General features: G+C 64.9%; 33 protein-coding genes and 1 pseudogene. 22 read left to right on the forward strand and 12 right to left on the reverse strand.

Annotated elements, in window-relative coordinates; all coding sequences use genetic code 11:
- Positions 1-116: 116 nt before the first annotated feature.
- A pseudogene (locus tag ACIBK6_RS02570) lies at positions 117-497 on the forward strand (TIGR01457 family HAD-type hydrolase); the annotation flags it as partial.
- Positions 498-604: 107 nt separating this feature from the next.
- On the opposite strand, the gene ACIBK6_RS02575 reads toward ACIBK6_RS02570, so the two are convergent.
- A complete protein-coding gene (locus ACIBK6_RS02575) occupies positions 605-1,387 on the reverse strand; it encodes an HAD-IIA family hydrolase (RefSeq protein WP_399048080.1) in 783 nt (260 codons plus the stop codon).
- 170 nt (positions 1,388-1,557) lie between these two features.
- Positions 1,558-2,478: a hydroxymethylbilane synthase gene (gene hemC / locus ACIBK6_RS02580; protein WP_399048081.1), complete on the reverse strand. Its 921-nt coding sequence runs from the start codon at positions 2,476-2,478 to the stop codon at positions 1,558-1,560.
- Between the two features lie 98 nt (positions 2,479-2,576).
- On the opposite strand from hemC (ACIBK6_RS02580), the gene hemC (ACIBK6_RS02585) reads away from it, so the two are divergent.
- A complete protein-coding gene (gene hemC, locus ACIBK6_RS02585; RefSeq protein ID WP_399048083.1) occupies positions 2,577-3,512 on the forward strand; it encodes a hydroxymethylbilane synthase in 936 nt (311 codons plus the stop codon).
- Here hemC (ACIBK6_RS02585) and ACIBK6_RS02590 read toward each other — a convergent pair.
- From ACIBK6_RS02590 to ACIBK6_RS02625, 8 genes are all read right to left on the reverse strand, one after another.
- Positions 3,499-4,428 (reverse strand): hypothetical protein, encoded by a 930-nt coding sequence (locus ACIBK6_RS02590; RefSeq protein WP_399048084.1) that lies wholly within the window; start codon positions 4,426-4,428, stop codon positions 3,499-3,501. The genes hemC (ACIBK6_RS02585) and ACIBK6_RS02590 overlap by 14 nt on opposite strands.
- 140 nt (positions 4,429-4,568) lie before the next feature.
- A complete protein-coding gene (locus tag ACIBK6_RS02595) occupies positions 4,569-4,724 on the reverse strand; it encodes a hypothetical protein (RefSeq protein ID WP_399048085.1) in 156 nt (51 codons plus the stop codon).
- 176 nt (positions 4,725-4,900) lie between these two features.
- On the reverse strand, positions 4,901-5,203 hold the full coding sequence (locus ACIBK6_RS02600; RefSeq protein WP_399048086.1) for a hypothetical protein: 303 nt from the start codon (positions 5,201-5,203) through the stop codon (positions 4,901-4,903).
- Positions 5,204-5,266: 63 nt separating this feature from the next.
- Complete coding sequence (locus ACIBK6_RS02605; protein WP_399048087.1) at positions 5,267-5,887, reverse strand: hypothetical protein; 621 nt, start codon at positions 5,885-5,887, stop codon at positions 5,267-5,269.
- A gap of 139 nt (positions 5,888-6,026) precedes the next feature.
- Entirely contained in the window at positions 6,027-7,211 is a 1,185-nt protein-coding gene (locus ACIBK6_RS02610; RefSeq protein WP_399048088.1) for a protein-L-isoaspartate(D-aspartate) O-methyltransferase, read from the reverse strand.
- Between the two features lies 1 nt (position 7,212).
- Positions 7,213-7,359, reverse strand: coding sequence for a hypothetical protein (locus ACIBK6_RS02615; RefSeq protein ID WP_399048089.1), 147 nt, complete (start codon positions 7,357-7,359; stop codon positions 7,213-7,215).
- Positions 7,360-7,782: 423 nt separating this feature from the next.
- The gene (locus ACIBK6_RS02620) at positions 7,783-7,998 is read right to left on the reverse strand and encodes a hypothetical protein (RefSeq protein WP_399048090.1); all 216 of its coding nucleotides are present in this window, start codon (positions 7,996-7,998) and stop codon (positions 7,783-7,785) included.
- The gene (locus tag ACIBK6_RS02625) at positions 7,995-8,210 is read right to left on the reverse strand and encodes a hypothetical protein (RefSeq protein ID WP_399048092.1); all 216 of its coding nucleotides are present in this window, start codon (positions 8,208-8,210) and stop codon (positions 7,995-7,997) included. Before ACIBK6_RS02625 ends, ACIBK6_RS02620 begins: the two co-directional genes overlap by 4 nt.
- A 140-nt stretch (positions 8,211-8,350) precedes the next feature.
- Here ACIBK6_RS02625 and ACIBK6_RS02630 point away from each other — a divergent pair, with 140 nt between their 5' ends.
- Positions 8,351-9,529 carry a helix-turn-helix domain-containing protein gene (locus tag ACIBK6_RS02630; RefSeq protein WP_399048093.1) on the forward strand — a complete coding sequence of 393 codons (1,179 nt, stop codon included), beginning with the start codon at positions 8,351-8,353 and terminating at the stop codon, positions 9,527-9,529.
- 106 nt (positions 9,530-9,635) lie between these two features.
- On the opposite strand, the gene ACIBK6_RS02635 is transcribed toward ACIBK6_RS02630, so the two are convergent.
- On the reverse strand, positions 9,636-9,878 hold the full coding sequence (locus tag ACIBK6_RS02635; RefSeq protein WP_399048095.1) for a hypothetical protein: 243 nt from the start codon (positions 9,876-9,878) through the stop codon (positions 9,636-9,638).
- 61 nt (positions 9,879-9,939) lie between these two features.
- On the opposite strand from ACIBK6_RS02635, the gene ACIBK6_RS02640 reads away from it, so the two are divergent.
- The 18 genes from ACIBK6_RS02640 (at position 9,940) to ACIBK6_RS02725 (ending at position 20,157) form a co-directional block, all read left to right on the forward strand.
- Positions 9,940-10,278 (forward strand): Lsr2 family protein, encoded by a 339-nt coding sequence (locus tag ACIBK6_RS02640; protein WP_399048097.1) that lies wholly within the window; start codon positions 9,940-9,942, stop codon positions 10,276-10,278.
- 1,214 nt (positions 10,279-11,492) lie between these two features.
- Positions 11,493-11,846, forward strand: coding sequence for a hypothetical protein (locus tag ACIBK6_RS02645; RefSeq protein ID WP_399048099.1), 354 nt, complete (start codon positions 11,493-11,495; stop codon positions 11,844-11,846).
- Between the two features lie 87 nt (positions 11,847-11,933).
- Positions 11,934-12,245, forward strand: coding sequence for a hypothetical protein (locus tag ACIBK6_RS02650; protein ID WP_399048101.1), 312 nt, complete (start codon positions 11,934-11,936; stop codon positions 12,243-12,245).
- 362 nt (positions 12,246-12,607) lie between these two features.
- Positions 12,608-12,985, forward strand: coding sequence for a hypothetical protein (locus tag ACIBK6_RS02655; protein WP_399048103.1), 378 nt, complete (start codon positions 12,608-12,610; stop codon positions 12,983-12,985).
- A complete protein-coding gene (locus ACIBK6_RS02660; protein WP_399048104.1) occupies positions 12,985-13,347 on the forward strand; it encodes a hypothetical protein in 363 nt (120 codons plus the stop codon). Before ACIBK6_RS02655 ends, ACIBK6_RS02660 begins: the two co-directional genes overlap by 1 nt.
- Positions 13,344-13,598: a hypothetical protein gene (locus tag ACIBK6_RS02665; RefSeq protein ID WP_399048106.1), complete on the forward strand. Its 255-nt coding sequence runs from the start codon at positions 13,344-13,346 to the stop codon at positions 13,596-13,598. The genes ACIBK6_RS02660 and ACIBK6_RS02665 overlap by 4 nt, the downstream gene beginning before the upstream one ends.
- Positions 13,599-13,718: 120 nt before the next feature.
- Positions 13,719-13,961 (forward strand): hypothetical protein, encoded by a 243-nt coding sequence (locus tag ACIBK6_RS02670; RefSeq protein WP_399048107.1) that lies wholly within the window; start codon positions 13,719-13,721, stop codon positions 13,959-13,961.
- A gap of 6 nt (positions 13,962-13,967) precedes the next feature.
- Positions 13,968-14,237 (forward strand): hypothetical protein, encoded by a 270-nt coding sequence (locus ACIBK6_RS02675; protein ID WP_399048109.1) that lies wholly within the window; start codon positions 13,968-13,970, stop codon positions 14,235-14,237.
- Positions 14,238-14,745: 508 nt separating this feature from the next.
- Positions 14,746-14,982, forward strand: coding sequence for a hypothetical protein (locus ACIBK6_RS02680; RefSeq protein WP_399048111.1), 237 nt, complete (start codon positions 14,746-14,748; stop codon positions 14,980-14,982).
- Positions 14,979-15,239 carry a hypothetical protein gene (locus tag ACIBK6_RS02685; protein WP_399048112.1) on the forward strand — a complete coding sequence of 87 codons (261 nt, stop codon included), beginning with the start codon at positions 14,979-14,981 and terminating at the stop codon, positions 15,237-15,239. The genes ACIBK6_RS02680 and ACIBK6_RS02685 overlap by 4 nt, the downstream gene beginning before the upstream one ends.
- Positions 15,236-15,478, forward strand: a complete 243-nt coding sequence (locus ACIBK6_RS02690) for a hypothetical protein (RefSeq protein WP_399048113.1) — start codon at positions 15,236-15,238, stop codon at positions 15,476-15,478. The genes ACIBK6_RS02685 and ACIBK6_RS02690 overlap by 4 nt, the downstream gene beginning before the upstream one ends.
- A gap of 80 nt (positions 15,479-15,558) precedes the next feature.
- Complete coding sequence (locus tag ACIBK6_RS02695) at positions 15,559-16,002, forward strand: hypothetical protein (protein WP_399048114.1); 444 nt, start codon at positions 15,559-15,561, stop codon at positions 16,000-16,002.
- The gene (locus ACIBK6_RS02700; protein ID WP_399048116.1) at positions 16,002-16,211 is read left to right on the forward strand and encodes a hypothetical protein; all 210 of its coding nucleotides are present in this window, start codon (positions 16,002-16,004) and stop codon (positions 16,209-16,211) included. The genes ACIBK6_RS02695 and ACIBK6_RS02700 overlap by 1 nt, the downstream gene beginning before the upstream one ends.
- Positions 16,212-16,391: 180 nt before the next feature.
- Positions 16,392-17,144, forward strand: a complete 753-nt coding sequence (locus ACIBK6_RS02705; RefSeq protein WP_399048118.1) for a histone-like nucleoid-structuring protein Lsr2 — start codon at positions 16,392-16,394, stop codon at positions 17,142-17,144.
- Complete coding sequence (locus tag ACIBK6_RS02710) at positions 17,141-17,347, forward strand: hypothetical protein (protein WP_399048120.1); 207 nt, start codon at positions 17,141-17,143, stop codon at positions 17,345-17,347. Before ACIBK6_RS02705 ends, ACIBK6_RS02710 begins: the two co-directional genes overlap by 4 nt.
- A 10-nt stretch (positions 17,348-17,357) precedes the next feature.
- On the forward strand, positions 17,358-18,725 hold the full coding sequence (locus ACIBK6_RS02715) for a DUF3987 domain-containing protein (protein ID WP_399048121.1): 1,368 nt from the start codon (positions 17,358-17,360) through the stop codon (positions 18,723-18,725).
- 332 nt (positions 18,726-19,057) lie between these two features.
- Positions 19,058-19,852 (forward strand): hypothetical protein, encoded by a 795-nt coding sequence (locus tag ACIBK6_RS02720; protein WP_399048122.1) that lies wholly within the window; start codon positions 19,058-19,060, stop codon positions 19,850-19,852.
- Complete coding sequence (locus tag ACIBK6_RS02725) at positions 19,849-20,157, forward strand: hypothetical protein (protein ID WP_399048123.1); 309 nt, start codon at positions 19,849-19,851, stop codon at positions 20,155-20,157. Before ACIBK6_RS02720 ends, ACIBK6_RS02725 begins: the two co-directional genes overlap by 4 nt.
- Positions 20,158-20,467: 310 nt before the next feature.
- On the opposite strand, the gene ACIBK6_RS02730 is transcribed toward ACIBK6_RS02725, so the two are convergent.
- Positions 20,468-21,022 (reverse strand): hypothetical protein, encoded by a 555-nt coding sequence (locus ACIBK6_RS02730; RefSeq protein ID WP_399048124.1) that lies wholly within the window; start codon positions 21,020-21,022, stop codon positions 20,468-20,470.
- 157 nt (positions 21,023-21,179) lie between these two features.
- Between ACIBK6_RS02730 and ACIBK6_RS02735 the strand changes: the two genes are divergently transcribed.
- A protein-coding gene (locus ACIBK6_RS02735; RefSeq protein ID WP_399048125.1) for an IS5 family transposase occupies positions 21,180-21,997 on the forward strand; the annotation gives its coding sequence in 2 pieces (ribosomal slippage) (positions 21,180-21,522 and positions 21,522-21,997; 819 coding nt in all).
- The last annotated feature ends 99 nt before the right edge of the window (positions 21,998-22,096 follow it).

Consider the following 22,096-nt stretch of genomic DNA (forward strand, 5'->3'; position numbering starts at 1 on the left):
GCCACCGCAAGCCAAAGTAAATGCATCAACTTGCTCCCCTCTGGCTACGCTGTGGGCGTCCCGGCACAGCGTCGTCCCGGCGCCCAGCAAGCCCTTGCGTACAGGAGACCGGCAACATGGCAGAGCGTAAGCCCATCGAATCGTGGCTCACCGACATGGATGGGGTGCTGATGCACGAAGGCATTCCTGTGCCGGGAGCGGATGCCTTCATCAAGAAGCTGCGTGACTCCGGTCGGCCGTTCCTGGTCCTGACCAATAATTCGATCTATACGGCGCGGGACCTACACGCTCGGCTGAGCCGCATTGGTCTGGACGTGCCTGCGGAGAACATCTGGACTTCGGCTCTGGCTACCGCGAAGTTCCTGGATGACCAGCACCCTGGCGGCTCCGCCTATGTCATTGGTGAGGCCGGTCTGACGACGGCACTGCACGATGTCGGGTATGTCCTGACGGACACGGACCCGGATTTCGTGATCTTGGGTGAGCCTAGCACGCACAAAACGTGTTTGGGCCTGACCTGCGGAAACGTCGCTTCAGCGGTGTGTGAAGGGCTTGCGCTGGCCGCTTGAGCTAGTCAGCCCGCAGCGGCCAGAGCGCCCGCTGATCACACGAGGTCGACCAGGTCCGCGATCGAGTCCTTTACGTGGGTCGGCCGGTACGGGAAGCGGCTGACGTCATCCGCAGTGGCTGTCAGGCCGGTGAGCACCAGGAAGGTCTCCATCCCCGCTTCCAGCCCGGCGAGAATGTCGGTGTCCATCCGGTCGCCAATCATTGCGCTCGTCTCCGAGTGGGCTCCGATGGTGTTAAGCGCAGTCCGCATCATCAGAGGGTTTGGCTTGCCGATGAAGTACGGCTTCTTGCCGGTAGCCGCAGTGATTAGCGCAGCAACGGCCCCCGTGGCGGGAAGCGCCCCCTCAGCGGACGGGCCCGTCTCATCAGGGTTCGTGGCGATAAAGCGAGCGCCATCGTTGATAAGCCGCACCGCCTTGGTCATAGCCTCGAACGAATAGGTTCGAGTTTCGCCCAAGATCACAAAATCAGGTTCGGTATCCGTCAGGACATACCCCACCTCGTGCAGAGCTGTCGTCAGGCCGGCCTCACCGATGACATAGGCGGAGCCGCCAGGGTGCTGGTCGTCCAGGAACTTCGCCGTGGCCAGAGCCGAAGTCCAAATGTTCTCCGCGGGCACGTCCAGACCGATGCGGTTCAGCCGAGCGTGCAGATCGCGGGCGGTGTAGATCGAGTTGTTGGTCAGCACCAGGAACGGCCGACCAGAGTCGCGCAGCTTCTTGACGAAGGCATCCGCTCCCGGCACCGGAATGCCTTCGTGCATCAGCACCCCGTCCATGTCGGTCAGCCACGATTCGATGGGCTTACGCTCTGCCATGTTGCCGGTCTCCTGTACGCAAGGGCTTGCTGGGCGCCGGGACGACGCTGTGCCGCGACGCCCACAGCGTAGCCAGAGGGGAGCCGGTTAATTCATTCACCGTGGCTGCCGTGACGCCCGAACCCCGGCGCCAACGGCGCACGGCATCGGCGGCCCGAGGAGCTTGGCGGTCACCGCGATGACGCTGTGCCGAGGTTTTGAGCCCCGTGGCCAGTGAGCTGTCGGCAGACCGCCATGGCGGTCTGAGTGGCGTTCTCTCCGGTGAGCCGGACGTCGATGGCAGTGCCGCCGTCCTTGGTGAAGGCTCGGGCGCGGACGGCGTAGGTGGTGGCACGGTCGCTGCGGTTGGTGGTGCAGTAGCCAGCCAATGGCGCGTTGCAGAAGCCGCCCATCTGCCGAAGGATCGTACGTTCGGCCTCAGCTTCCGTCTCCGTGGTGGTGTCGTGAAGCCTGAAGATCTTCTTGCGCGTCTCCATGTCGTCCTCACGGGTTTGGAGGGCGATGATGGCCGCCCCGAGCGGAGGGCAGATGACTTCGGGGCTGATGCGTTCGGCGATCCGGTGGGTCAGTCCGAGGCGCTCCATGGAACATGTGGCCACGATGAGGCCGTCCACGTCGCTGTTGGTCTCGTCCAGGGATCGCAGGCGCTCGCTCACGGGGCCGCGCATGGGGGCGATCTCGATGTCCGGGCGGTGGATGCGGAGGGCGGCAGCGCGGCGGAGCGAGGAAGTCGCGATGACGGCGCCCTTGGGGAGCGTCGCCAAGCTGAGGCCGGCCTCATGGGTGACCAGGCAGTCCCGGATGTCGTCGCGCGGCAGATAGGCGGCCATGGTGAGGCTGGCAGTGTCGTGAGTGGGGGCGTCCTTGAGGCAGTGGACAGCGACGTCGATCTCACCGGAGAGGAGGGCGTTCTCGATCTCCTCGGAGAAGACGCCGTCCGCGTCCAGCGGGGCGCGATCCTTCTCGCGGTCGCCTCCCGCGTCGTAGAACGGGCGTAAGACGGTGGGTGTGGGGGAGAGGCGGGCCAGGATCGGAGCAGTTTGGACCAGGGACATGAGCGACGCGCGGGCGCCGATGCGCAGGGGCTCCATCAGGTTCTCCTTTGGTGACAATCTGTCGGAAACTGCATGGTTCTGGTGCAAGTACGATTGAGCGTCAACGAGCCTGTGTCAGCGAGGAGTTGACCCGAATGAGCGACCTAGTCCGAATCGGTTCCAGGGCGAGCAAGCTGGCGAAGACGCAGGTCACCGAGTGGCTTACGCCCCTCGCGGCGCAGTTCCCCGGCGTTCGGTTCAAGCGGGAGATCATCCTCGAAGGCGGTGACCAGGACCGCGTCACCCCCACCCTGGCTGAGGTAGCGAAGACTGCTGGCGGGTCTGCGTTCTCTACGAACCAGGAAGAGGCCCTGGTTACCGGGCGCGTCGACGTGATCGTGCATTCGCTGAAGGATCTCCCCACCTCCGTCTACGAGGCCACGGCCCTGCTCACAACCCCGGGCCCACGCGAGGACGTTCGAGATGTCCTGTGCGGAGCCACCCTCGACGGCCTGCCGCAGGGCGCCAGGGTGGGCACCGGAGCCCCGCGCCGAGTGGCCCAGCTCCTCGCGCTTCGCCCGGACCTGGAAGTCGTTCCGATCCGTGGCAACGTGCCGGGGCGGCTGGCCCGCACCAAAGGGCGAGACCGTCTGGACGCCGTTGTTCTCGCGGCAGCGGGATTGAACCGGCTCGGCCTGATGCCCGAGATCCACCAGGTGCTCGACCCTGCTGTCTTCCCGCCGTCTCCCGGGCAAGGCGCGCTCGGCATTCAGGTCCGCACCGGCTCCCCGGCCGCCCAGCTCCTGGCCGGAACCGGCGACATGCAGGTGGACGTGTGCGTGCGTGCCGAGCGCGCCTTGCTAGCTGAACTTCACGGGGGCTGCTCCGTTCCCGTGGGGGCATGGGGGAGGATCGGGCCGGACGGTCTGCTGCACCTGTCCGCCGCCGTCACGTCTCTGAACGGGGCGACGCAGGTCACCGCGGCCAGCGCCGGGCCGGTGGATGACCCAGAGAAGCTGGGTGCCTGCGTTGCCGCAGACCTTCTGGAGCAAGGCGCGGCCGGCATACTCGCCGAGATCAGGAAGCCCTGAGCTGGCGGGCGATGTCCAAGGCGCCGTATGTGATGACCCTGGTGGCGCCCGCTCGCTTGAGGACGGTGTACGCCTCGATCAGCCCCTTCATGTCCCGTTCGCCGTCGGGGCGACGATCGGTCAGGCGCAGGTACTCGCCGGACACGGAGAAGGGGACCAGGGGGACCGGGATCTTGTCCTTGAGGTGGACGAGGGTGTCGACGGTGTGAAGCGCGGGCTCGGTGAGAATCATGTCCGCACCCTCTTCCACCATCTCGCGTGTGACGTGGACGGCTTGGTCCGGATGCTGCGGGCTGATCTGGAAGGCCCGCGCGCCCGAGCGAGGAACCGCCGCCATGGTGGCGCGGTACCCCTCGTACAGGGATGACTCGAAGATCAGGTGGGGCATGATTGCCACGCGCTTGTGGCCTGCCGCGTCGAGCGCTTCACGTACGGTGCGCACGGAGCCGGGGATCATCGCGGCAGGGCCCACGATGTCCGCTCCGACGTCGGCTTGCATTACCGCCTGGGCCGCCAGGAGCTCGACGGTCTCCTCCAAGTCCATGTTGCCCCGCTCATCGGCGAGCCAGCATTCGCCGGAGTCGTTGTGTGAACATACGCACGTCTCCGTCATCACGAAGACGCTGGGCGCGGCCTTCTTCGCCGCCTGGATGGCGCGGGCCATCAGGCTGGTTGGAGACGTGCCCTGGGAGGCACGGGCGTCCCTGACCCTCGACCCAGCGAAGATCTTCACTGACTTCACGCCGAGGGATTCCAGGGCCGTGACGGCTCCCGGTACCTCCCGCACGGTCAGCGTGGGCATCGGCCGCGGCTCGGTGTCGTCGTCCTCGCGCATCAGGAAGACCATGGCCAGGTCGGCGGGGGTCAGTCCGGGGCCATCGAGGAACGTGCGAACGGCTAAGCGGTGTGCGGGCATTGCTCCTCCTGCAAGGTCAAAGGCGGTTGACTGCGTGGGGGCCTGGACCGCCCCGGCCAAATCGCTCATACCGCGGGGGATACGGATCAGAGTGTGGTGCTCACGGCCGGGGCAGGCGGTTTGTTGGGACTGGTGCGGCGTTACGCGATGAGCAGCAAGTAGCCGCCGAGTGACTTGGCGGCGTCGCCTTCGGCTCTGTTTTCGTCCGCGCTGTCGCCGTCGTCTTCGGTGGTGATCTTGGCGTGGCTTTCGGCCGCCTCGGTCTTCTCGGTCTCGGTGTCGATGGCGGCAGCCATCATGCGCTCCCTTTCTCTCGTCGGTCCCGGCCCTGCTGGGCTTGGGGAGTCGCCCGTCCGCCCCCTACAGCGGAGTGGGCATCCGCTATCGGTTGGGCTGCCGGCCGTGATGGGTACCGGTGCCCCAGGAAGTCCCTGCCGATGGCGGAAGTTCGATTCGGTCAGCCGGGCTTCCGCTACTTCTGGAGGAAGGTGCCGAGAGCCAGCGCGGACAACAGCCCCAGCACGGCCAGGTAGGTGTAGAGAGCGTGGACTACCGCAGGGGTCTGCTGGCGAATCACCTTCAGCGCGGCGAACCCCGTCTTGCCCTCGGCCTCCGCGCGGAATCCGAAGGCGGAGATCCGCAGGTACGCGCCTTCGGGGGGTGCATCGGCGCCGCCGATCTCCTCAGCAAAGGCGTCAGCGGCGTTATACGGCTCGAAGCGCCTCTGCATCGCGAGGTAGGCGCGGATGCGGCGGAGACTCCAGAAGCCCGGCATGGATGGATTTCCTTATCTCGATTGGTCCAGGCCCGCCCTCTCGCAGCGGAGAGGCGCGAGATCTCAGGGGAGGTCGATGACCGTGACCTTGCACAGTTCACGGATGAGCTGGGAGGCCAGCACGGCGGGCAGACGTTCGTCTCCGTACCGCAGCCAGGGGATCGAGCCGTAGGTCTTCCAGCCGTTTTCGGTCCACCGGTACTGAACCCCGGACACCCCCCAGAGGCGAGGCAGCTTGACGCGGAGCGGCACGAAGAGGTCAGCGTGCGGGCACTCCTCGACTGCCAACCGAGCGCACTCCACGCAAAGCGGAGGCATGTTCGTGAGTGAACCTTCCGGCCACGTCGGTGGGTCCTGCGGCGTCTGCCAGTCCAGGAAGAGCCAGCCGTCCTTGTTCCGGCTCGCGGGCTCTGAACACACCTGACACAGCAGGTCGTACATGGCCTCGCGCTGACGTTCGGTGTTCATGGAGTTGTAAATCGGCTTGCCCTTGCGGGAAGTGCGTTCAATGCGGGCCCAGAGGACCCCGGCTCGGTCGCGGTCGTCGGGCTGCATGTCCCTGTAGGCGAGACGCGGCGTCGGGGTGAACTCGATGGTCAGGTCGTCCAGAGAGCCGGCCTGCTCGTCGTCGTACGCAACGACAAAGGGCGTCACGGTCGGGCGCGCGAGTGTTCGCTTAGGCACTGCCAGCTTCTTCCGATTCCGCGAGGAGGCCGCGCCAACCCTCGCGCTGCCTCCTCTGTTCGATGGATTGGCGAACTGTCCTTGCCGACCCGTCCTGGCTGCCCGCCCTTCAAGAGGAGCGGCCAGGACGGGAGCCTGGCTACCCGGCCTTACGAACAGGCACGGGGCTGGCCGGGTCGTCGAGCCACACCTTGAAGTCCGGCCCGCCCCGGGTCGTGAGGCCGAAGCGGTCGAAGCCGGGGCGGCCCTGCTGGTGCCACCACCAGTAGGCGCCTTCGAGCTCCTCCCACAGCTTTCTGGGCCCGGCCTGGGCAACCTCGAACTCCGCGCGGCCCTTCACGTAGTCCGCGGAGGCCCAGCTCGTTACGCCCGTGTCGAAGAGCCACAAGCGGTACGAGTCGTCCTCGCCTTGGGTGACGCGACAGAAGAGATCCGGTACCTGCACGCCGATGGCGAACATGCAGATCCAATCGCCCACGTCGTCAGGTGACAGGTTCGTCTTCGACCTGACGGCGTCGAGGGGCCACTTCGCCGAGTCGAGGAACTGCTCCGTGAGGGGCAGGTCCTTCCGCTGCTGCCGGATGCGCATGAAAGCGGACGAGCTGATGAACTGCCCGCTTGCCACGCCTCCTTCATCTACGACGAGGCGAGCGACCGCCTCCCCGCCGTACACCGGCCCCCAGGGGGCCACGATGATCGCGTCGGGGTGTACTTGCCCGATCCACTGGCTCGGGATGTTTCCCACCGAGGCGGTCGCGATGATCCGGTCATACGGACTGCCCTTGCCGTAGCCGAGGCCGCCATCTCCGACGATCACCTGGGGGGCGAAGTCGGCGGCGTAGAGGCGCGTGCGGGCTTCCCCTGCCAGGGTGGTATCGATCTCGACGGTGACGACATTCTGGTCCCCGAGCCGGTGGGAGAGGAGAGCGGCGTTCCACCCGGTTCCAGTGCCGATTTCCAGGACTCGGTTCCCGGGCTCGACGCTGAGGGCGTTGAGCATCGAGAACACCATCGTGGGCATCGACGAAGAAGACGAGGGCGTCCTCCCCTTGCCCGGACCCGAGTACGTGCCGTCGTCCCACTGCGTCGTGATCGGGGCGTCCGTGTAGACCGCCCTCCACCACATCTCAGGGCTCTCCGAACGGAGTACACGGTCGTCCTGGCGGTTCATTCCGGCCCGGCCAGGCCAGATCGCGTCAGGAACGAACCGATCGCGCGGCACCGCCTTGAAGGCCGGCAGCCAGTCGGAAGACAGCACGCCCTTGTCGATGAGTTGCCGGGCCAGCTCGTCGGGGCCGACCTCGGTCGTCGTCTCGGTAGCCAACTTACTTACCGTCCGCAGGGCCCTGGCCGTCGTTGGTGTTACCGCCCTCGTCGGAGCCACCACCGCCGTGCTTGTTGCCGGAGTTGCTGTCGTCCTGCTGGCTTCCACCCTGGCCACTGCCTTGGCCTCCGCCGTGCTGCCCGCTCATGTCATTCTCCTCTGTGCGTTACAGATGACTTGGCTTGCGTCGTGCCGGTCCTGCTTACCCACCCCAGCGGCCCAGCCTGTCCTTCTTCGGGGCGGCTGAGGCGGGGACTTGCGCCCACCTCCACGAGGCTCCTTCACTTGGGCGGGGGAGCCGGAGGATCGAGTCATCTCGTGGAGGCGGGAGTCTCGGGGCGATCCTTGCTGACGAAGTAGGCCCAGATCATGTGCTCCAACTCCGCGAGGCACGAGGCGCACCCGTACATGGGCGCGTGCATCCCCTCGAACTGGGCTGGGCCGATCCAGATGACGGGAACGCTCGTGCGACGGCAGTAGAGCCAGCACATGCCAGTGATCCAGTTCCGCCCGTCTCCGGGTCGGGACGGTGCCGGCCTACTGGCCTCCGGGTAGACCGCCGCGCCGTTCATCACTCCCGCTGGCGGTGCGCTCGGCACTGGCATGGCGGGAACTTCACGGGATTCGCCATGATGGAGGGGTCGAGCGTGTCGGCCACGGCGGTGCGGGGTCTGATCTCCCGGTGCCGCCCGCTGGTGTTCCTCGTGTAGACCCGCAGCCACATACGGGACGGACGAGGCTCGTTGTCGGAGGCCGCTGTCGCGGGCGTAGTCGCCGCCCACGTCACGCCCGCTCCTCGATCCACTCTGCGAGCCGCGTGATCACGTCCGCCCTCGCACGCCCGAGTTCCACCATCGGCGTGTGGTCCACTGGATACGTGCCGCTGAGACTGGGGAGGGTGAAGCCTGCGTTCCCGAGCGCCTTCGCCAGCTTCTCGGCCGCGTCCTGGCCCGCGTCGAGTTCCGACCTGACCTTCTTCTCCGAGACGGTCTGTCCCACGGAGACCTCCCTCGTCGACTCGCTGTGTGTGACTAGCCAACTACGAGCGACCAAGATCAGTTCACACAAATCTTGCACAACGAGTCCCGCACGCGCTTCAGTTGAAGCTATGCGCACCGTTGACGTGGAAGAGTGAGGCCATGGAGAGCACGCCCGCCGCAGGTGAGAACATCGCGGTACTGCGCAAAGCGCGCGGCATCGGCCAAGCCAAGCTCGCGCGTGAAATGAGGATCACGGTCTCCTACCTGAGCAAGATCGAGACCGGCCTCCGCCCCGCCACGCCGCCGGTTGTGGCGGCTGCCGCAAAGGCGCTTCGCGTCACAACCGCGCGCATCAACGGACAGCCGTTCACTGATCCCTCCGAGCAATCCGACCTTCTCAACGATCTCCGAGGGGCCGTACGTCGGCATACGCTGCCGAAGGAGGACACCCCACCCCGCGAGGAGCTTGCCAGCGGACTTCAGACGGCAGCCAAGCTCCGCGCAGAGGCGAAGTACCTGGAACTTCTTCGGGAATTGCCCATGCTCCTCGGGCAGGCCACCGCGACGGCACTCGACGCTGGTGGCGACGCTGTGGCATGGGGCCAGGTCTCTGACCTGTATGGCGTTGCGTATGCGGTTGCGCATCGCCTTGGGCAGCCCGATCTCGCCGACATGATCGTGTCCCGTCAGCAGTGGGCGGCGCAGCGCACTTGGAACCCGGCCGCGGAAGCGGCGGCGGCGTGGAACGAGGCAGGCACGTACCAATCGGCCGGCGCGTACGACGACGGGCTCGCGATCGTCGAGCGCGCAATCAGCCAGTTCGAAGGTTCCCGTTCCAATGGGCCCGAGGCAGTCATAGTGCTCGGCTCACTTCACCTGCGGGGGGTTGTCCTGGCGTCTCGGCACGAGGACAAGAACGCCACCGAAGTACACCTTCAACACGCGAAGCGCTTGGCGTCGCAGTTCCCACAGGACAGGCTGCTTCACAATCTCACGTTCGGCCAGGGCAACACTGCCCTCTATGAGCTCGCGGCGCGCATCGAGCTGGAGCAGCCCAACAAGGCTGTCGAGATGGCAAATCCCATGGTCGGCCAGCCACCTGCCGGTCTTAAGCCGAATCGGGTCGGGCGGTTCTACATCGACTTGGCCCGCGCACGGCTGGCGACGAAGGACTTGCAGGGGGCCGAGGATGCGCTGAAGCTCGCCTTCCAGGTGGCGCCGCAGATGGCGGAGATTCATCCGATGAGCCGCGAAGTGCTCCGAGTGCTGTTCATCATGCACCAGCGCAGCCGCCCCGAACTGCTGGCCATGGCCAAGCGCACTGGTTTAGCAGCCTGACGTGATTCGCCCCGGCGCGTTCGCCAACGCACCGGGGCGGGTTCGAGAAGGAGTCAGACCGCGCTTTCGAGCGTCCAAGCCAGCCCAGCCTCCGCCGGGAGGCAGGCTAGCCGGGGCCTCCGACGTCCCGCCTGCTGGAGATGGCTGCCTGAGCGATCTTGGAGAGCGCCAGGGAGCGGTCGGCGTCGACAACGAGCCAGCCCTTCTCCAGAAGCCTCTGGAGCTGCGGTCGGACCTCGTCACCCAGCTCGTCCGCCAGGTCGTCGTCAGTCGGGGAGTCGCCGGCCTCATGCCGCTCAGCGACGCGGAGCACAAGGGTCTCCTCTTCCGCTGTGATGTTGAAGTCCATGAGGTGAAGGTAAGGGCAAAGGCCCGTGATCACCCCTCTACCGGACCCTATAATTCCGCGCATGGCACAGAAGATTGTCACCATCTACACAGACGACCTCACAGGCGAAGAGTCTGAAGAGGCGAAGACACATTCAATTGCGATCGACGGTATCGTTTATGAAATCGACCTGGGCCCGGACAGCTACGACAAGTTGATGGAAGCCGTAGGCCCCTTCATCGGGAAGGCACGGAAGGCCGGCCGGATCGGCAAGGGTGCGAAGCCGCGGGGCACGGGCAGCAGTGCCAGCGGTGACACCGCGAAGATCAGGGCCTGGGCGAAGGAGAACGGCTACGAGGTCAACGACCGCGGCCGAGTGCCAGCCGACATTCGTGAGGCGTTCCAGAAAGCCAGCAAGTAGCAATTCCCCCAAGGCCCCCTCTTCAGAGAGGGGGCCTTTTGTTGTCAGCAGGGGTATATAGAGAACCCCACACAGGTTATGTAGGTGTGATCGAGGCCAACTGGCGACGCCGCACCGCGGAATAGTGGCATAGTTCACTCAAATAATTCATTCCTTCACTGCGGAGAGTCCGTGATTCGACCGCGAAGCGGGCCCGCGCGGTTTCAGGGCGCCTCAGACGGCCCTTCAGGGCACATAGGCGGTTCCCTTGCGCACGCCGGCCGGGAGGCCGGCATGCAGCCACTGGGAAGTTTCATACCCGTACATGGTTTGAGGAAGGCACCCCCGGTGGGTCCTCATTGAGTGAATGAACGCATTACCCCCGTCATGTGTGGGATAGATCACGCGATTGATTCATTCATGAGGGATGCTCGGGAAGTCCCACGCACCACGAGAGGTGACCACTCCTCCGGTTGCAATGAGTGAATTATTCACCCTTCATGATCACGCACAGTAGAACTTCATACAGATTCGCGTGATCGTAATCACTCATTCGGCTATTGACTTAGCTGCTAGCGTCATGCAACGCGCGTCTTCCTATGAAACTTTAGGCCGCCTGGCCTCAAAGTCCTCGGAATCCAAAAGTTGATGTGCGAGGTGAACTCGCGTAATGTCTTCCATGTCGAAAGGCGCCGCCCCAAAGAGCCGCCCCGAGTACCACCCGCTGAGCGGTGATGCGGAAAGGGAGATCAGGCGAAAGGTGATCAGGTGCCACGACAGGAACGGCCCGCAGTGGCTGAACCCAGATCCACACGCACTAGTGATGAGTGCCTATGTGAGTCCGACTCAGGGCGATAGGCAGACCAGCTAGGAACAGACCATAGGTCTCGCCGTCCCAAACCAGGGAGGGAGGCACCCACGAAGGCCCGAAGTAATACCCACACCTAACGGTGTCAGGCGCTAGACGGAGTACCGGGAGTGGAGAGAGAACCGAGAGCGGGGAATGACCAACCCGCAATGGATAGGTCATGCAGTAAAGGACGACATGGCGCGTCCGGAGCCCAGCGTCAAAGCCTAGAGCGGCGATGCACGGGGTTGCCTTAAGTGTCTGAGTCCGGCGTCCTAGCCCCTCTGTAGGTGGGCTGTCAGTTCGAGTCTGGCCTAGGACACGACGGCGCCGAAAGGGCGCCGCCCCTACCTAAAAAGTTGATGTGCGATGTGATGGAGGTATGTCCATGGACACCATGACCCTGGTTGAGCAGTGCCGCGCGATCGTAAATGACGGCGGCCTAACCTTTTCCCCAATCCTTCCCACTCCTGTTGGCGGTTTCATGGTCAGCATTGCGGGAAGCGAGCGCACTGTCCCTATTGAATCCTTCGGGCCTGAAGTGCTGGCCGAATATATGGCCGACTATGCGTCCCACGTCGCCAGTCGGGGGCTGTTCTATGGCGCATGGATTGACGGTGGAATGGTCTACCTCGACCTTTCTATGAACGTCCAGGATCGCGCTGAAGCCATGGCCCTCGGTCGTCTTGAATCGCAGCTCGCCATATTTGATATCGCCAACAATGACGTTGTCTCTCTCTAGCGTTGAACTGCTTTGGCTGGGCCTGTGCTCCGGTACTGGCCTTTCCATGGCTGGTCAATGTGGCCAGTTGCGAGGAAAGGAAATTGTGTGCCCAAGCCCATCAAGTTGAAGGGGCATGAATTCTATGCCTTCGACCTTGACTCTGATGACTGGTCGACCCTTGCCGCGATGATTGTAATTCGACGCGAGTCGGCTTGGTATGCCCGCGAGATAGACCTTCTCGGGGCCGCTCTTCAGCGGATTATCGATGACGTGCGTACGCGACCCGACAGTGTGCGCCTGCTGGGCCAAGAGCTGTTCTATATCGGGCGCATGGATATCTCGGGTCACCGGTATAGCGGTGAGCTTGAGCGGATCATAAACAGACTTGTTTCGCAGGTCATAAAGGGTGGTGTCTAATCTTGGATTCCCTGCAAATGGCAAACGTGGTGCGACAGTCGGGCGGATCGCTGCACGGTTCGTGCCGAGACTGGACGGACGTGGAATTCTCTACCCTTCATAAGGGAATGGCATTCGTAGAAGTAATGGGATGGTTGGATGTGGCCCGCTTGCGCGACACCGTGACCGATCATCTGTCTCCCGTCGTATTTCAAATATCTAATGACGAGGTTGCCCGCTGGGGCTCTGACGAGCACATAGAGGAATACCTCTCGCGCAACTCCTGACGCGCTTTAGCCGGGCCCGGCACGACCGAGCCCGGCCATGGCCTGTCAGTCATGGCAGCAGGTAAAACCGCAGAACATTCCGAAGGGTTACACATAATGAGCATCTACGACGACGGCGCTGCCGAGACCAACAAGACCCGCGCTTACTGGGCCCTCGCGGCCATGGAAGCGTTCGGCGATCACACCGGCCAGCGGGAGTACTTCGACGGCACCCTGACCATCGCCCCGGAAGTCATCCGCGAAGTAGCCGGGGACCTGGTCGCCAACATTTTTCACCTGGCGCGCGTGAATGACCTCGACCCCGAATCGATCATTGCTGCGGCAGAAATGCACTTCGAGGAAGAAGTTCGCGAGGAGGCCGAGGAGGCCATCGAGAACGCAGCGGAAGAGGTCGTCGCTGAGGCGGCAACCGAGATCGCAATATCCGACGGAATCAGCCAGCTTGAAGACTTCCTGAAGGGGCAGGCAAAGTAATGGTGGATGAGTTCGGGCGGGTCCTGTGCAACGAATGCAAGATGGACCTTTGCGCCTATCCAGAGGACTACGAGGACGGCGGAAAGGGAACGCTGTGCGGTCACTGCTCGTGGGATGAGCACGTGTGCCCGGAAGAGCGGTTCGAGGCCATCATTCGCGGGGCCGTTAAGCGCATACGCAAGCACGAGGGCGATTGGCTGGCGACACTTCGCGAAGAGGTCCCGTCTTACGACCCACAGGAGAACTTGGCAGACGGCGGCCCGGAGACAGACCGAATGGACGAGGTACAGACGGACCAGGCTTTCGACGCCCAAGCCCTGCTACGTCAACTTCTGGAGGACTTCGAGGGGGTGGTGGCGTGAAGAAGGCAGACTCTTACTTTGTCGAGGAGCAACCAGACGGCAGCGTACGTGAATTCTGGGTGCGGGCGGGTGGCTATCTCCGGCACACGCTTGAGTTCCAGCAAGTCAGCGACGGGCTCGAACTCATCTGGGTCACCGACTCACCCGGGGGCGGAGCAGATATTGACTCACGAGCATCCATGGTGATCACCCACGCTGACGCACGGAAGATGATCGCCACACTCAGACACGTGATCAAGACGCAGCACTGACGCGCTTTGCCTCGGGCCGCCCGCCATCGGTGGGCGGCTCTTTGCATGGCCTGTCAGACCGGACAGCGCCACGAGAAAGGGAGACCCATGCCCAGAACACCCGGGACTGAGATGCGGCACGTGATCGCCGACACTGTCTTCACATTGACCGCCCCCAACCAGATATCGATCTGGTACCCGTGGCAACCCAAGTACGGCAACCCGGTACGTCCCCTCTTCTCGGCTACCTACTCAGCCGAGCACGACATGGGCGAGCGCTTCGACTTCGCAAGTACCGAGGAGTTCGCCGAGTTCTGCGAAGCCCACGCGTCGACGCACCCCTACCTCATCGAAGGCTCCAAGACCAACAACGAGGAGAAGTAACCCGCCATGCCAAAGATCACCATTCGTGCTGGGCAGTGGGAAGAGGACCGCAATCGAATTCGGGTCCGCATCTGGCACGAGGGCGAACAAGCGCCCTTCGTGGACATCGTCTTGGGCACGTGGCGCCAGCAGCTTTACAGGGAGATGCCTGCTATGACCCTCTGGTTCATCGCGGAAGAGAACGGCGTGGTTAACCCGCCGAAGATCTTTCGCAAGGACTACCACAACGACTACAACCCGTTCCTCTACGACCTGGTTGGGGAGGGGGAGAAGTGACCGGCTGGAGGTACGAAGTATGGGTCTGTAAGGACGGTTGGACGGACCCGGCTGCCCACGACGGGACGTGCGGCCTCTGGTCGTGCACTGCAATCCACTGGAACGGCCGATGGTTCAAGGCTTTTGAAGATGCGGTCCCGCACCCTCACGCGGTCGTGGAAGCGATACCCGTTGACATTGACCCGGGGTGGAAGCGGCACACCGTCTTTGAGCACATTCAGGGTGGCGGCTTGTGTAAGGGGTGCTGGGACCGGCATATCAACTCTCATAAGGAGCACGTGATTTCGGAGCCCATGGGCTGGTGCGTGCCGTGCGTCGATGCGCAGAAGCGGCGAGGCCCCCTGACCCGAACTCCCAATGGAGAGGAGTTCATGTGTGAGGACTGCCGCTCGGCGTTCCGGCGGAGCCACGAGCGGAACGCGTACGTGACCGGCCGAGACCCTGACTCTCGCCTCTACAGGCCCGTCCTGGACGTGGCGCGCGAGGACGCAGGAGAAGGGGAGCGGTAGTGGGCAAGGGCTCGACCAAGAGCGAAGTCCGGCACTTTCAGACGCTCGATGACGGGCGCATCGGGTGCTGGCTGGGGCACTGTGGCGCACCCGCAACGCGGTGGATCGACATGGAGCGGTACGGCATCCGCCGCTGGCTGAGTACGGCGTACTGCGACGGCCACGGCCACGACGATTTCAAGGATTCGCACCACACCTACCGCGTGCGACAGATCAAGGAAGGCAACAGCAAGTGACTACCTCAACCCGATGGATCGCCACCTTTGACGAGGAGGTAGGGCAGCTCGACATCTACAGCTCCAACGGCCCCGGGCCGATGTACACCTGGTGCCGACGCCAGGACCTGACCCACGCAATCCAGACGCTCATCCTGTGGAGCTGGGAACACCCCACCAACGGATGGCGCACCGCCCCGCAGTGGGATCGGTTGGGCGAGTCCAGCGTCATGGTGGCCGACGCTTGGCCGGTCCGGATCAGCGTGGAGGACCGATGAGCCGTATGAAGAGGTACGCCGAGGACGTGTGGGAGGTCCGGGAGACGGCCGGCCCGGCCGCGCTGCACGCCACTCCCCGGGCCTGCCTGAAGGCGATCTCGGAGACGTTCGAGCTGTGCGGAACGCTCGCCCAGCAGTACCACGACCCGCATGCCGTCGCGGCACGCTTGGTGCACGAGGCCGCCCTCTCCTACATGGCGGCAGTCCCCCGTGCGGCACGAGGGGCGGTGGCGGCCTGATGTGGAAGACGCTCGCGTCAGGGCTTCAGGTGAATCCGCTCGGACGCTGCGCGGCTGGCTTCTGCTCGGAGCCCGCGACCGTGGTCACCACCTTCGTCTCCCAGTACTCCACCGTCCCGCAGAACCCGCTCGGCTACTGCGCCGGGCACGTTGAGCGCCGGTTTGTGGACGACGAGACCTACGACCGGCGGCACCAGGACTACCCGGGCGTCGTCGGCAGCTCCGTCTACCGGCGGAGTGATTACGAGATCCGGGAGCCCAACGAAACCGAGGCGGCTGAACTCGCCTGGGAACAGGGCGCCGAGGAGCGGTGGAAGGCCGAAGGCCGGATCGGGGAATACCGCCGGATAGCCGAGCTGCACGCCGCTGACACCGTCGACGGGATGCTCGTGGACGCCTGGACAGCAGGGGCGTGCGTCGCCCTTCACGATGCCCTGAGCGAGAAGAACCGAGAACGCTGGCTCGCCATGACCGCAGCGCAGCAGTGCGACGTCGCCGTCCGGCTCACGATGGGCGGCCGGTGATGAGCGAGACCTACACCTACCACTGGGCCGTGTTGGAGTGGCCCGACGATGACAACCAGCCCCTTATCCAGGTGGTCAGGACCACCAAGGGACGGGACGCGGCAAGCGAGGCGGCGTGGGCGTGGGTGCACAAGAACCTTGCACCGGCCGCGCTCAAGCAGGTGAACGTCCGCTACCTCGGCCGGTCGGACACGCGAACCAAGTACTGACGCAAGTGAGTTGATAGTCGAGCAGCGGTAAGCAACAAGCACAACCAAACAGCACCACCGGACGAGCGGCCATCAACCGATGGGCCGCTTTCTTCATGCCCGCGAGGCGGGCGCCTTTGGTGAGGGCCAGGTCTTCGGATCTGGCCCTTCGCCATGGGTGACCAGCGAAAGGAGATGCACATGACCGCGCTCTGCATGGGATGCAAGGCCAAGGGCCAGGAGCAGGAAGCCGCGACGGTGATCGCGGTGGGGCACAAGGGGTGGGACCTGTGCCCGGAACACGCCGAGCGGTTCGGCGCCTACCTCGCCGACCTCTTCGGCACTGACGGCCTGGAGCCGACCGTTGAGGCACGGGGCAGCGTCGTCATCACGGGCACGATCCCCGGCTACGACGCCGACACGGCCCGGCGGGCGCTGGAGAACAGCGGGTACCGCATCGTCGGCCACGTCGAAGAGGACACCGCCCTGATCATCTGCGGCGTCCGCCCGGCCCCGCACAAGGTAAAGGAGGCGGAGGAGGCCGGTACACCGTGCCTGGATGCCACGCGGGCCGGCGCCTTCCGTGAGGCCGTGACCTCCGGCCAGTGGATCGGCAAGGACTCGTTCCCGACGGTGGCGCAGAAGAAGACGGCCGAGGACGTACAGGCCCAGGTGGAGGCCGAGGAGAAGTGGCGGCTGGAGAAGAACCGCCGCCTGTCCGAGTCCAGCGTCCGATGGTCCGAGGAGCGTCGGGAGAAGGAGCAGCAGGAAATCCGGCGCATCGTCAAGCAGTCCCAGCCGCCACGGCTGAGCGAGCCCCAGGAGATCCGGGCCTGGGCCAAGGCGGAGGGGTTCAAGATCAGTGACAAGGGCGCCATCCCCAGCTCCGTCCGGGAGGCGTACCGCCACGCACACGCCGGTCAGGAAGCCCTCGCCATGGACGCGGCCTCGTGACCGATCCGCAGCACATGGGCACCTGCGCCGTCTGTTGCGAAGACCTGGAGGAACTGGCTGAGGAGGGCATCCCCTGCGGCGACTGCCCCGTCTGCGGCTACCTCGTCTGTGAGAACTGCGAGGCCGGATACGACCCCACCACCGGCCAGTTCGTCTGCCCCGACCACGCGAGCGACCGCCGGGCCGCTCACTGCACCGAATAAGAGGACCACCATGTTCGACACCATGAAGTACGGGCCCATCGGGGACGCGGTCGAAGCGATCATGCCCCAAACAGAGGCCGACCCCATCGGCATCTACGCCTCGACCCTCAGCCTGTTCTCCGCAGCGATCAACGGGTTCGTCCGCACCGACGAGGGCCGGCCCGTCTGCATCTGGACCGTACTGGCCGGCCGCTCCGGCATCGGGTGCAAGGGCACCGCTTACCGTGCCTCGCGGGCCCTCCTGGGCCCGCAGTTCGAGGGCTTCCTCTCCACGCGAGTCTTGAACGGCATATCGTCCGGTCCTTCCTTGGTCGGCAACCTGTACGGCATCGAGCTTGCCTCGATGGGCAGTGAAGGAGGCCCGGACGGGCGGGCGTGCATCGTGGAAGAGGAGTGGGCGGAGGTCCTGAAGCGCGCCAAGCGCTGCCCGACCTTCGACCAGAAGCTCCGCACGGCCTGGGACGGCAACGAGATCTCCAACCGCACCAAGGGCAAGGACGGGACCGGCGAAGTCCAAAAGGTCGAAGCACCCCTGCTCGGCTTCACCGTCCACGTGACCCCCGGCGAGTGGGCCAAGTACGTCAGCAGCAGCGCAGCCCTCGGCGGCTCCTACAACCGTCTGCTCCCCGTCCTGGTCGAGCAGAGCAAGATGCTGCCGTACGGCAAGCGCGCCCCGATCCGCGCGGATAAGCGCCTGGCTGAGGCGTACAAGTGGGCGAAGGACAAGCCTCGCGAGATTGCGCTCGCCAAGGAGGCGCACAAGGCGTACGACGAGATCCGGGCCTACATGATCGGCAAGATGGCCGGGACCCCGGAACACGTCGGCGTGTACTTCGAGCGCACCGCGGAGCAGGTGTTCCGGGTTGCCGCCGTCCTTGCGGCCTCGGAGATGAAGACGCGGATCTCGAAGAAGGCCCTCATGGCGGCCTGGGCCTTCGTCCAGTACTCGATCAACTCGGTGGAGAAGCTGGTCACCGAGAACCACAGCGGCACCCAGAGCAAGGTGAAGAGCCTCCCGGACGTGATCCGCGAAACGCTCAAGCGCCACGGCGGCGAGGCAACCTCCACCCTGCTGCTGCGGTCCCTCCAGGCCCGCACGAATGCCCAGGGGCTCCGCGAGACGGTGGACCAGCTCGATGACGTCGAGTACTTCCGGGGCAAGTCTTCGACTGCGGGGCCGAAGCCGATCATCTACCGGCTGCTGGCGGACGGCGCGGAGAAGAAGCCGACCGAGCGGGAGGAGGCGCCGGTGCTCACCCTGGTCGAATCGCCCAAGGCTGCCCCGGTTGCCAAGGAGGAACCGGCCGCGAAGACGGTCGTCATCCCGCAGCCCAGGCAGGTGCCAGCCCCGAGTAATCCGTTCGCCGCTTGCCTGTGAGGCACCAGCTCCGCAGGCGGCCGGAAGGCCGGCACCAGTGTCGTTCGTGTCGAGCCGCCTTCCTCACCAGGGAGGCGGCCGACCGCTCCAGCTTCCCGTGCCCCGGCTACCCGCTGGTGCACGGGCTGCTGGGGCGACGAGAACACATCGTCTATCCCACCTGGTCACGGCTGCGGGGCTGCGAGGCATGGGGATGCCCAGACCCGGACCCCACGCACGCCTTCCACGGCCCTGACCCCCTCTGCGACGAAGGAACTTGTCGCATCTGCCTCCATGACTGCGACTGCGACGTATGCGAGATGCGTGTGCAGGCGCCTGGCCTTTGCGTGCTCGTGGACAGCCGCGAACCCGAGATTCCGAAGGAGATGAATGAATTGATCTATGAAGAGGTGCCGGTTTCCTGTGCCAAGCAGGGGGCCCGAGTGCGGGCCAAGGGCAAGGACACGCGCGGGTACACCAAGACCTTGGAGGGCACGCTGCTGCGGGCGCCCAAAGACACCCGAGCGCAGCGCGACGGGCGGTCGGTGAAGGTCTGGCGGATCTACGTCGGGCAGCCGGGCGAGCGGCCCTGTAACCAGAACACCCTGGCGTTGCTCCCGGAGGAGACGCTGGAACAAGAGGCCCCCGAGGCGGATGTCGAGGAGACCTTGCACTTCAAGCTGAACGAAGCAGGAATCGGGGAGCTGGCGGCGGGGTACCGCATCCGGGCCACAGGCCGTGAGCCGCGGGGCCGCACCGTTACCCGAGAAGGCGTCCTGCTGGCCGATCCCCAGCGGGACAACACCCGGTGGGACGGGGAACCAGTGGAGGTGTGGAGGCTGCACCTTGGCCAGCCCGGTGAGGAGGCTGCGCACCGCCACCTGCTGACCGTGCGCCTGGATGACACGGTGGAGATCATCAACGAGCCCGACCCTGCACCAGCCCACGAGGAAGACAGCTCCAGCACGGCCAGCGAACCCGAGCCGGTCCCCGTGTCAGCGCCTGTCGTTACCCTTCCGGTGAAGGGCCACAGCCTGGGGAAGCCGATCCGCCACGTAGTCACGAATGAGGTCGTGGGGTATCTGCGCGAACCTTGCGACGGTGAGTCCTGGAAGTGGACTCCGATCGAGAAAGCAGAGCAGCGATGAGCAGCGACACCAGCGACGTCAAGAAGATCGCCGAGCAGTGGGCCCGGGACTTCGCAGGCGCCGCCGACGTGGAGTACGTGCCGCTCGTACAGGTGGACACGGACGGCGAGCTGACCACGTTGTCCTACTTCTTTGAGCGGATGAGTGAATTTTCGGCCTGCAAGGTCGCCATGCGGCTGATCAGGCACGGCAACAACGTCGAGCTGCGGGTGCATGCCGACAACTGGATCGTCCTCGAAGTGAATCTCCCCACCAGCACGTTCGCGCTGGCTCAGGGGGCCGAGGGCCAGGGGAACGAAGCATGATCCAGAAGTTCGACCTGGTATGCCTCAACGCCCATCATGGCGGCTGCGCCGGTGAGATCATCTTCCGTGAGCCCCTGACAGGACGGGGGTCGGCAGTCCCGAGGTGCGACCACCACCAAGCGCTGGCGGTCGAGAGGGCCGAGAAGCAGCGCCCGGCGTGACACCGAACGCCATGCCACAGAAGCGGCCAGCACGATTCGTGCAGGGCCGCTTTTCTGCTCTTGCGAGCAGGTGGAACCGAATGGCAGAGGGGGAGGCCAAACCGGCTAGTGCCGCATCAGGCAACGTTCGCCTTGGGCTTTGGTGATCGTCACGGCGTATGGACGAGCGGGGTCAACTGCACGCCGAGCTGATGTTCTGGCTCGGCGTGCGGGACACCGTCCGCCCCCAGGAACAGGTAGAAGTACTGCGTCGTCAACGGCCTCGACGTCGAGGTCCCGCCCGCGGTGGAGCCGCTCAGGGCCCCAGCAGAGTAGAAGTGCGGCAGCCACTTGGGGCCCACGATCGCTTCCATCCAGGCCCGTGCCTCCCCCGGGTCGACTGCCTGGCGAGTGCCGAGCTGCTTGTGCCGCGCGGCGACCGACAGTGTCAGCACAACCCCTTCCCGGCCAGGATGCTCCAGGAGTACGGCCTGGTCGATGATGTCCCCGACGATAGTGAGGACAGCATGCCGGTCGGTCACCGAGCGCACCGGTCCGAAACGGTGCGGCACCGTCTTTTTTTCCGCCCGCAACTGATCCAGCACGTCTTTGGGCAGTACGGAGGCCAGGCCGCTATCGGCCGGCTCCGTAGAGAACAGGTTCCGGCGAAAGCGCCGCAGCTCTTCCTCCTGCTTACGCAATACAGTACGAATATCCACACACATGCTACCTACGGTACAAGCCGTCCTAATGCGCATGGAACCACCCGGCTGCTCCTCTACCGGTATCGGGCATGCCAACCACGAGGAGCGGACAGCATGATCTGCGGCTGCATCGCTTAGACGGTGTCCTATGTGGGATTCCTGGGTAGGACTGTCCAACATGGGTCAGGGGACGTGGAGTTGGATTGTTCCGGACGGGCTGTGGGAGATCGCGAGGCCTCTCATCCCGCCGTCGAGGGTGCGGCCGCAGGGTGGCGGGACGCAGGACACGCCTGATGAGACGTTGTTCGCGGCGATTGTCTATGTGCTGGTCAGCGGGTGTTCGTGGCGGGCTCTGCCGCCGTGTTTCGGGGTGTCGAAGTCGACGGTGCACCGCCGGTTCATGATCTGGTCGAGAGCCGGTGTCTGGGGTCGTCTCCATGAAGCGGTGGTGCACCGTCTCGACGACGCCGGCCTCGTCGACGTCTCGCGCGTCGTGCTGGACTCGGCGCACGTGCGGGCTAAAAAGGGGGCGAACACACAGGTCCGAGCCCCGTGGACCGGGGTAAGCCGGGTTCCAAGATGCACGTCCTGTCGGACGCGAACGGACTGCCCCTGGTCGTCGGCCTCTCCGCCGCGAACGTCCACGACAGCCTCGCCCTGAAGCCCATGATCCTGGGTCACCAAACGCGACACGACCCCCACCGCGGCCGCTACTTCAAACCCCAGCGGCTCCACGCGGACAAAGCCTACGACGTACCCCACCTGCGGAAATGGTTATGGGGCAAGCACATCGGCGTCCGCATCGCACGCAAGGGCGTCGAGTCCAGCGAACGACTCGGACGCCGCAGGTGGGTGATCGAGCGGACCATGTCGTGGCTGACCGGCTACCGCCGGCTCAGCCCACGCTACGAACGCCAACCCGCCAACTACCTGGCCTTCCTCGGCCTCGCCGCAGCCATCTGCTGCTACAAACGGCTCGTCCGACTCACCACATAGGACACCGTCTTAGTGGTGCAGCGCTGGCTCGTGAAACACGAAAGGCCCCCGGCCGTCCCCTCGCGGGACGGCCGGGGGCTTTCCTTTTTGACTGTCGGA

Origin of the sequence: Streptomyces sp. NPDC050485 (assembly GCF_044458185.1) — a bacterium.
Classification (GTDB): domain Bacteria; phylum Actinomycetota; class Actinomycetes; order Streptomycetales; family Streptomycetaceae; genus Streptomyces.

Coding starts and splice junctions, on each gene's coding strand:
- ACIBK6_RS02575 (WP_399048080.1), bottom strand. CDS start 1,387: ATGGCAGAGCGTAAGCCCATCGAATCGTGGCTGACCGACATGGACGGG.
- hemC (WP_399048081.1), bottom strand. CDS start 2,478: ATGGAGCCCCTGCGCATCGGCGCCCGCGCGTCGCTCATGTCCCTGGTC.
- hemC (WP_399048083.1), top strand. CDS start 2,577: ATGAGCGACCTAGTCCGAATCGGTTCCAGGGCGAGCAAGCTGGCGAAG.
- ACIBK6_RS02590 (WP_399048084.1), bottom strand. CDS start 4,428: ATGCCCGCACACCGCTTAGCCGTTCGCACGTTCCTCGATGGCCCCGGA.
- ACIBK6_RS02595 (WP_399048085.1), bottom strand. CDS start 4,724: ATGGCTGCCGCCATCGACACCGAGACCGAGAAGACCGAGGCGGCCGAA.
- ACIBK6_RS02600 (WP_399048086.1), bottom strand. CDS start 5,203: ATGCCGGGCTTCTGGAGTCTCCGCCGCATCCGCGCCTACCTCGCGATG.
- ACIBK6_RS02615 (WP_399048089.1), bottom strand. CDS start 7,359: ATGAGCGGGCAGCACGGCGGAGGCCAAGGCAGTGGCCAGGGTGGAAGC.
- ACIBK6_RS02630 (WP_399048093.1), top strand. CDS start 8,351: ATGGAGAGCACGCCCGCCGCAGGTGAGAACATCGCGGTACTGCGCAAA.
- ACIBK6_RS02635 (WP_399048095.1), bottom strand. CDS start 9,878: ATGGACTTCAACATCACAGCGGAAGAGGAGACCCTTGTGCTCCGCGTC.
- ACIBK6_RS02640 (WP_399048097.1), top strand. CDS start 9,940: ATGGCACAGAAGATTGTCACCATCTACACAGACGACCTCACAGGCGAA.
- ACIBK6_RS02645 (WP_399048099.1), top strand. CDS start 11,493: ATGGACACCATGACCCTGGTTGAGCAGTGCCGCGCGATCGTAAATGAC.
- ACIBK6_RS02655 (WP_399048103.1), top strand. CDS start 12,608: ATGAGCATCTACGACGACGGCGCTGCCGAGACCAACAAGACCCGCGCT.
- ACIBK6_RS02660 (WP_399048104.1), top strand. CDS start 12,985: ATGGTGGATGAGTTCGGGCGGGTCCTGTGCAACGAATGCAAGATGGAC.
- ACIBK6_RS02675 (WP_399048109.1), top strand. CDS start 13,968: ATGCCAAAGATCACCATTCGTGCTGGGCAGTGGGAAGAGGACCGCAAT.
- ACIBK6_RS02690 (WP_399048113.1), top strand. CDS start 15,236: ATGAGCCGTATGAAGAGGTACGCCGAGGACGTGTGGGAGGTCCGGGAG.
- ACIBK6_RS02700 (WP_399048116.1), top strand. CDS start 16,002: ATGAGCGAGACCTACACCTACCACTGGGCCGTGTTGGAGTGGCCCGAC.
- ACIBK6_RS02705 (WP_399048118.1), top strand. CDS start 16,392: ATGACCGCGCTCTGCATGGGATGCAAGGCCAAGGGCCAGGAGCAGGAA.
- ACIBK6_RS02715 (WP_399048121.1), top strand. CDS start 17,358: ATGTTCGACACCATGAAGTACGGGCCCATCGGGGACGCGGTCGAAGCG.
- ACIBK6_RS02725 (WP_399048123.1), top strand. CDS start 19,849: ATGAGCAGCGACACCAGCGACGTCAAGAAGATCGCCGAGCAGTGGGCC.
- ACIBK6_RS02730 (WP_399048124.1), bottom strand. CDS start 21,022: ATGTGTGTGGATATTCGTACTGTATTGCGTAAGCAGGAGGAAGAGCTG.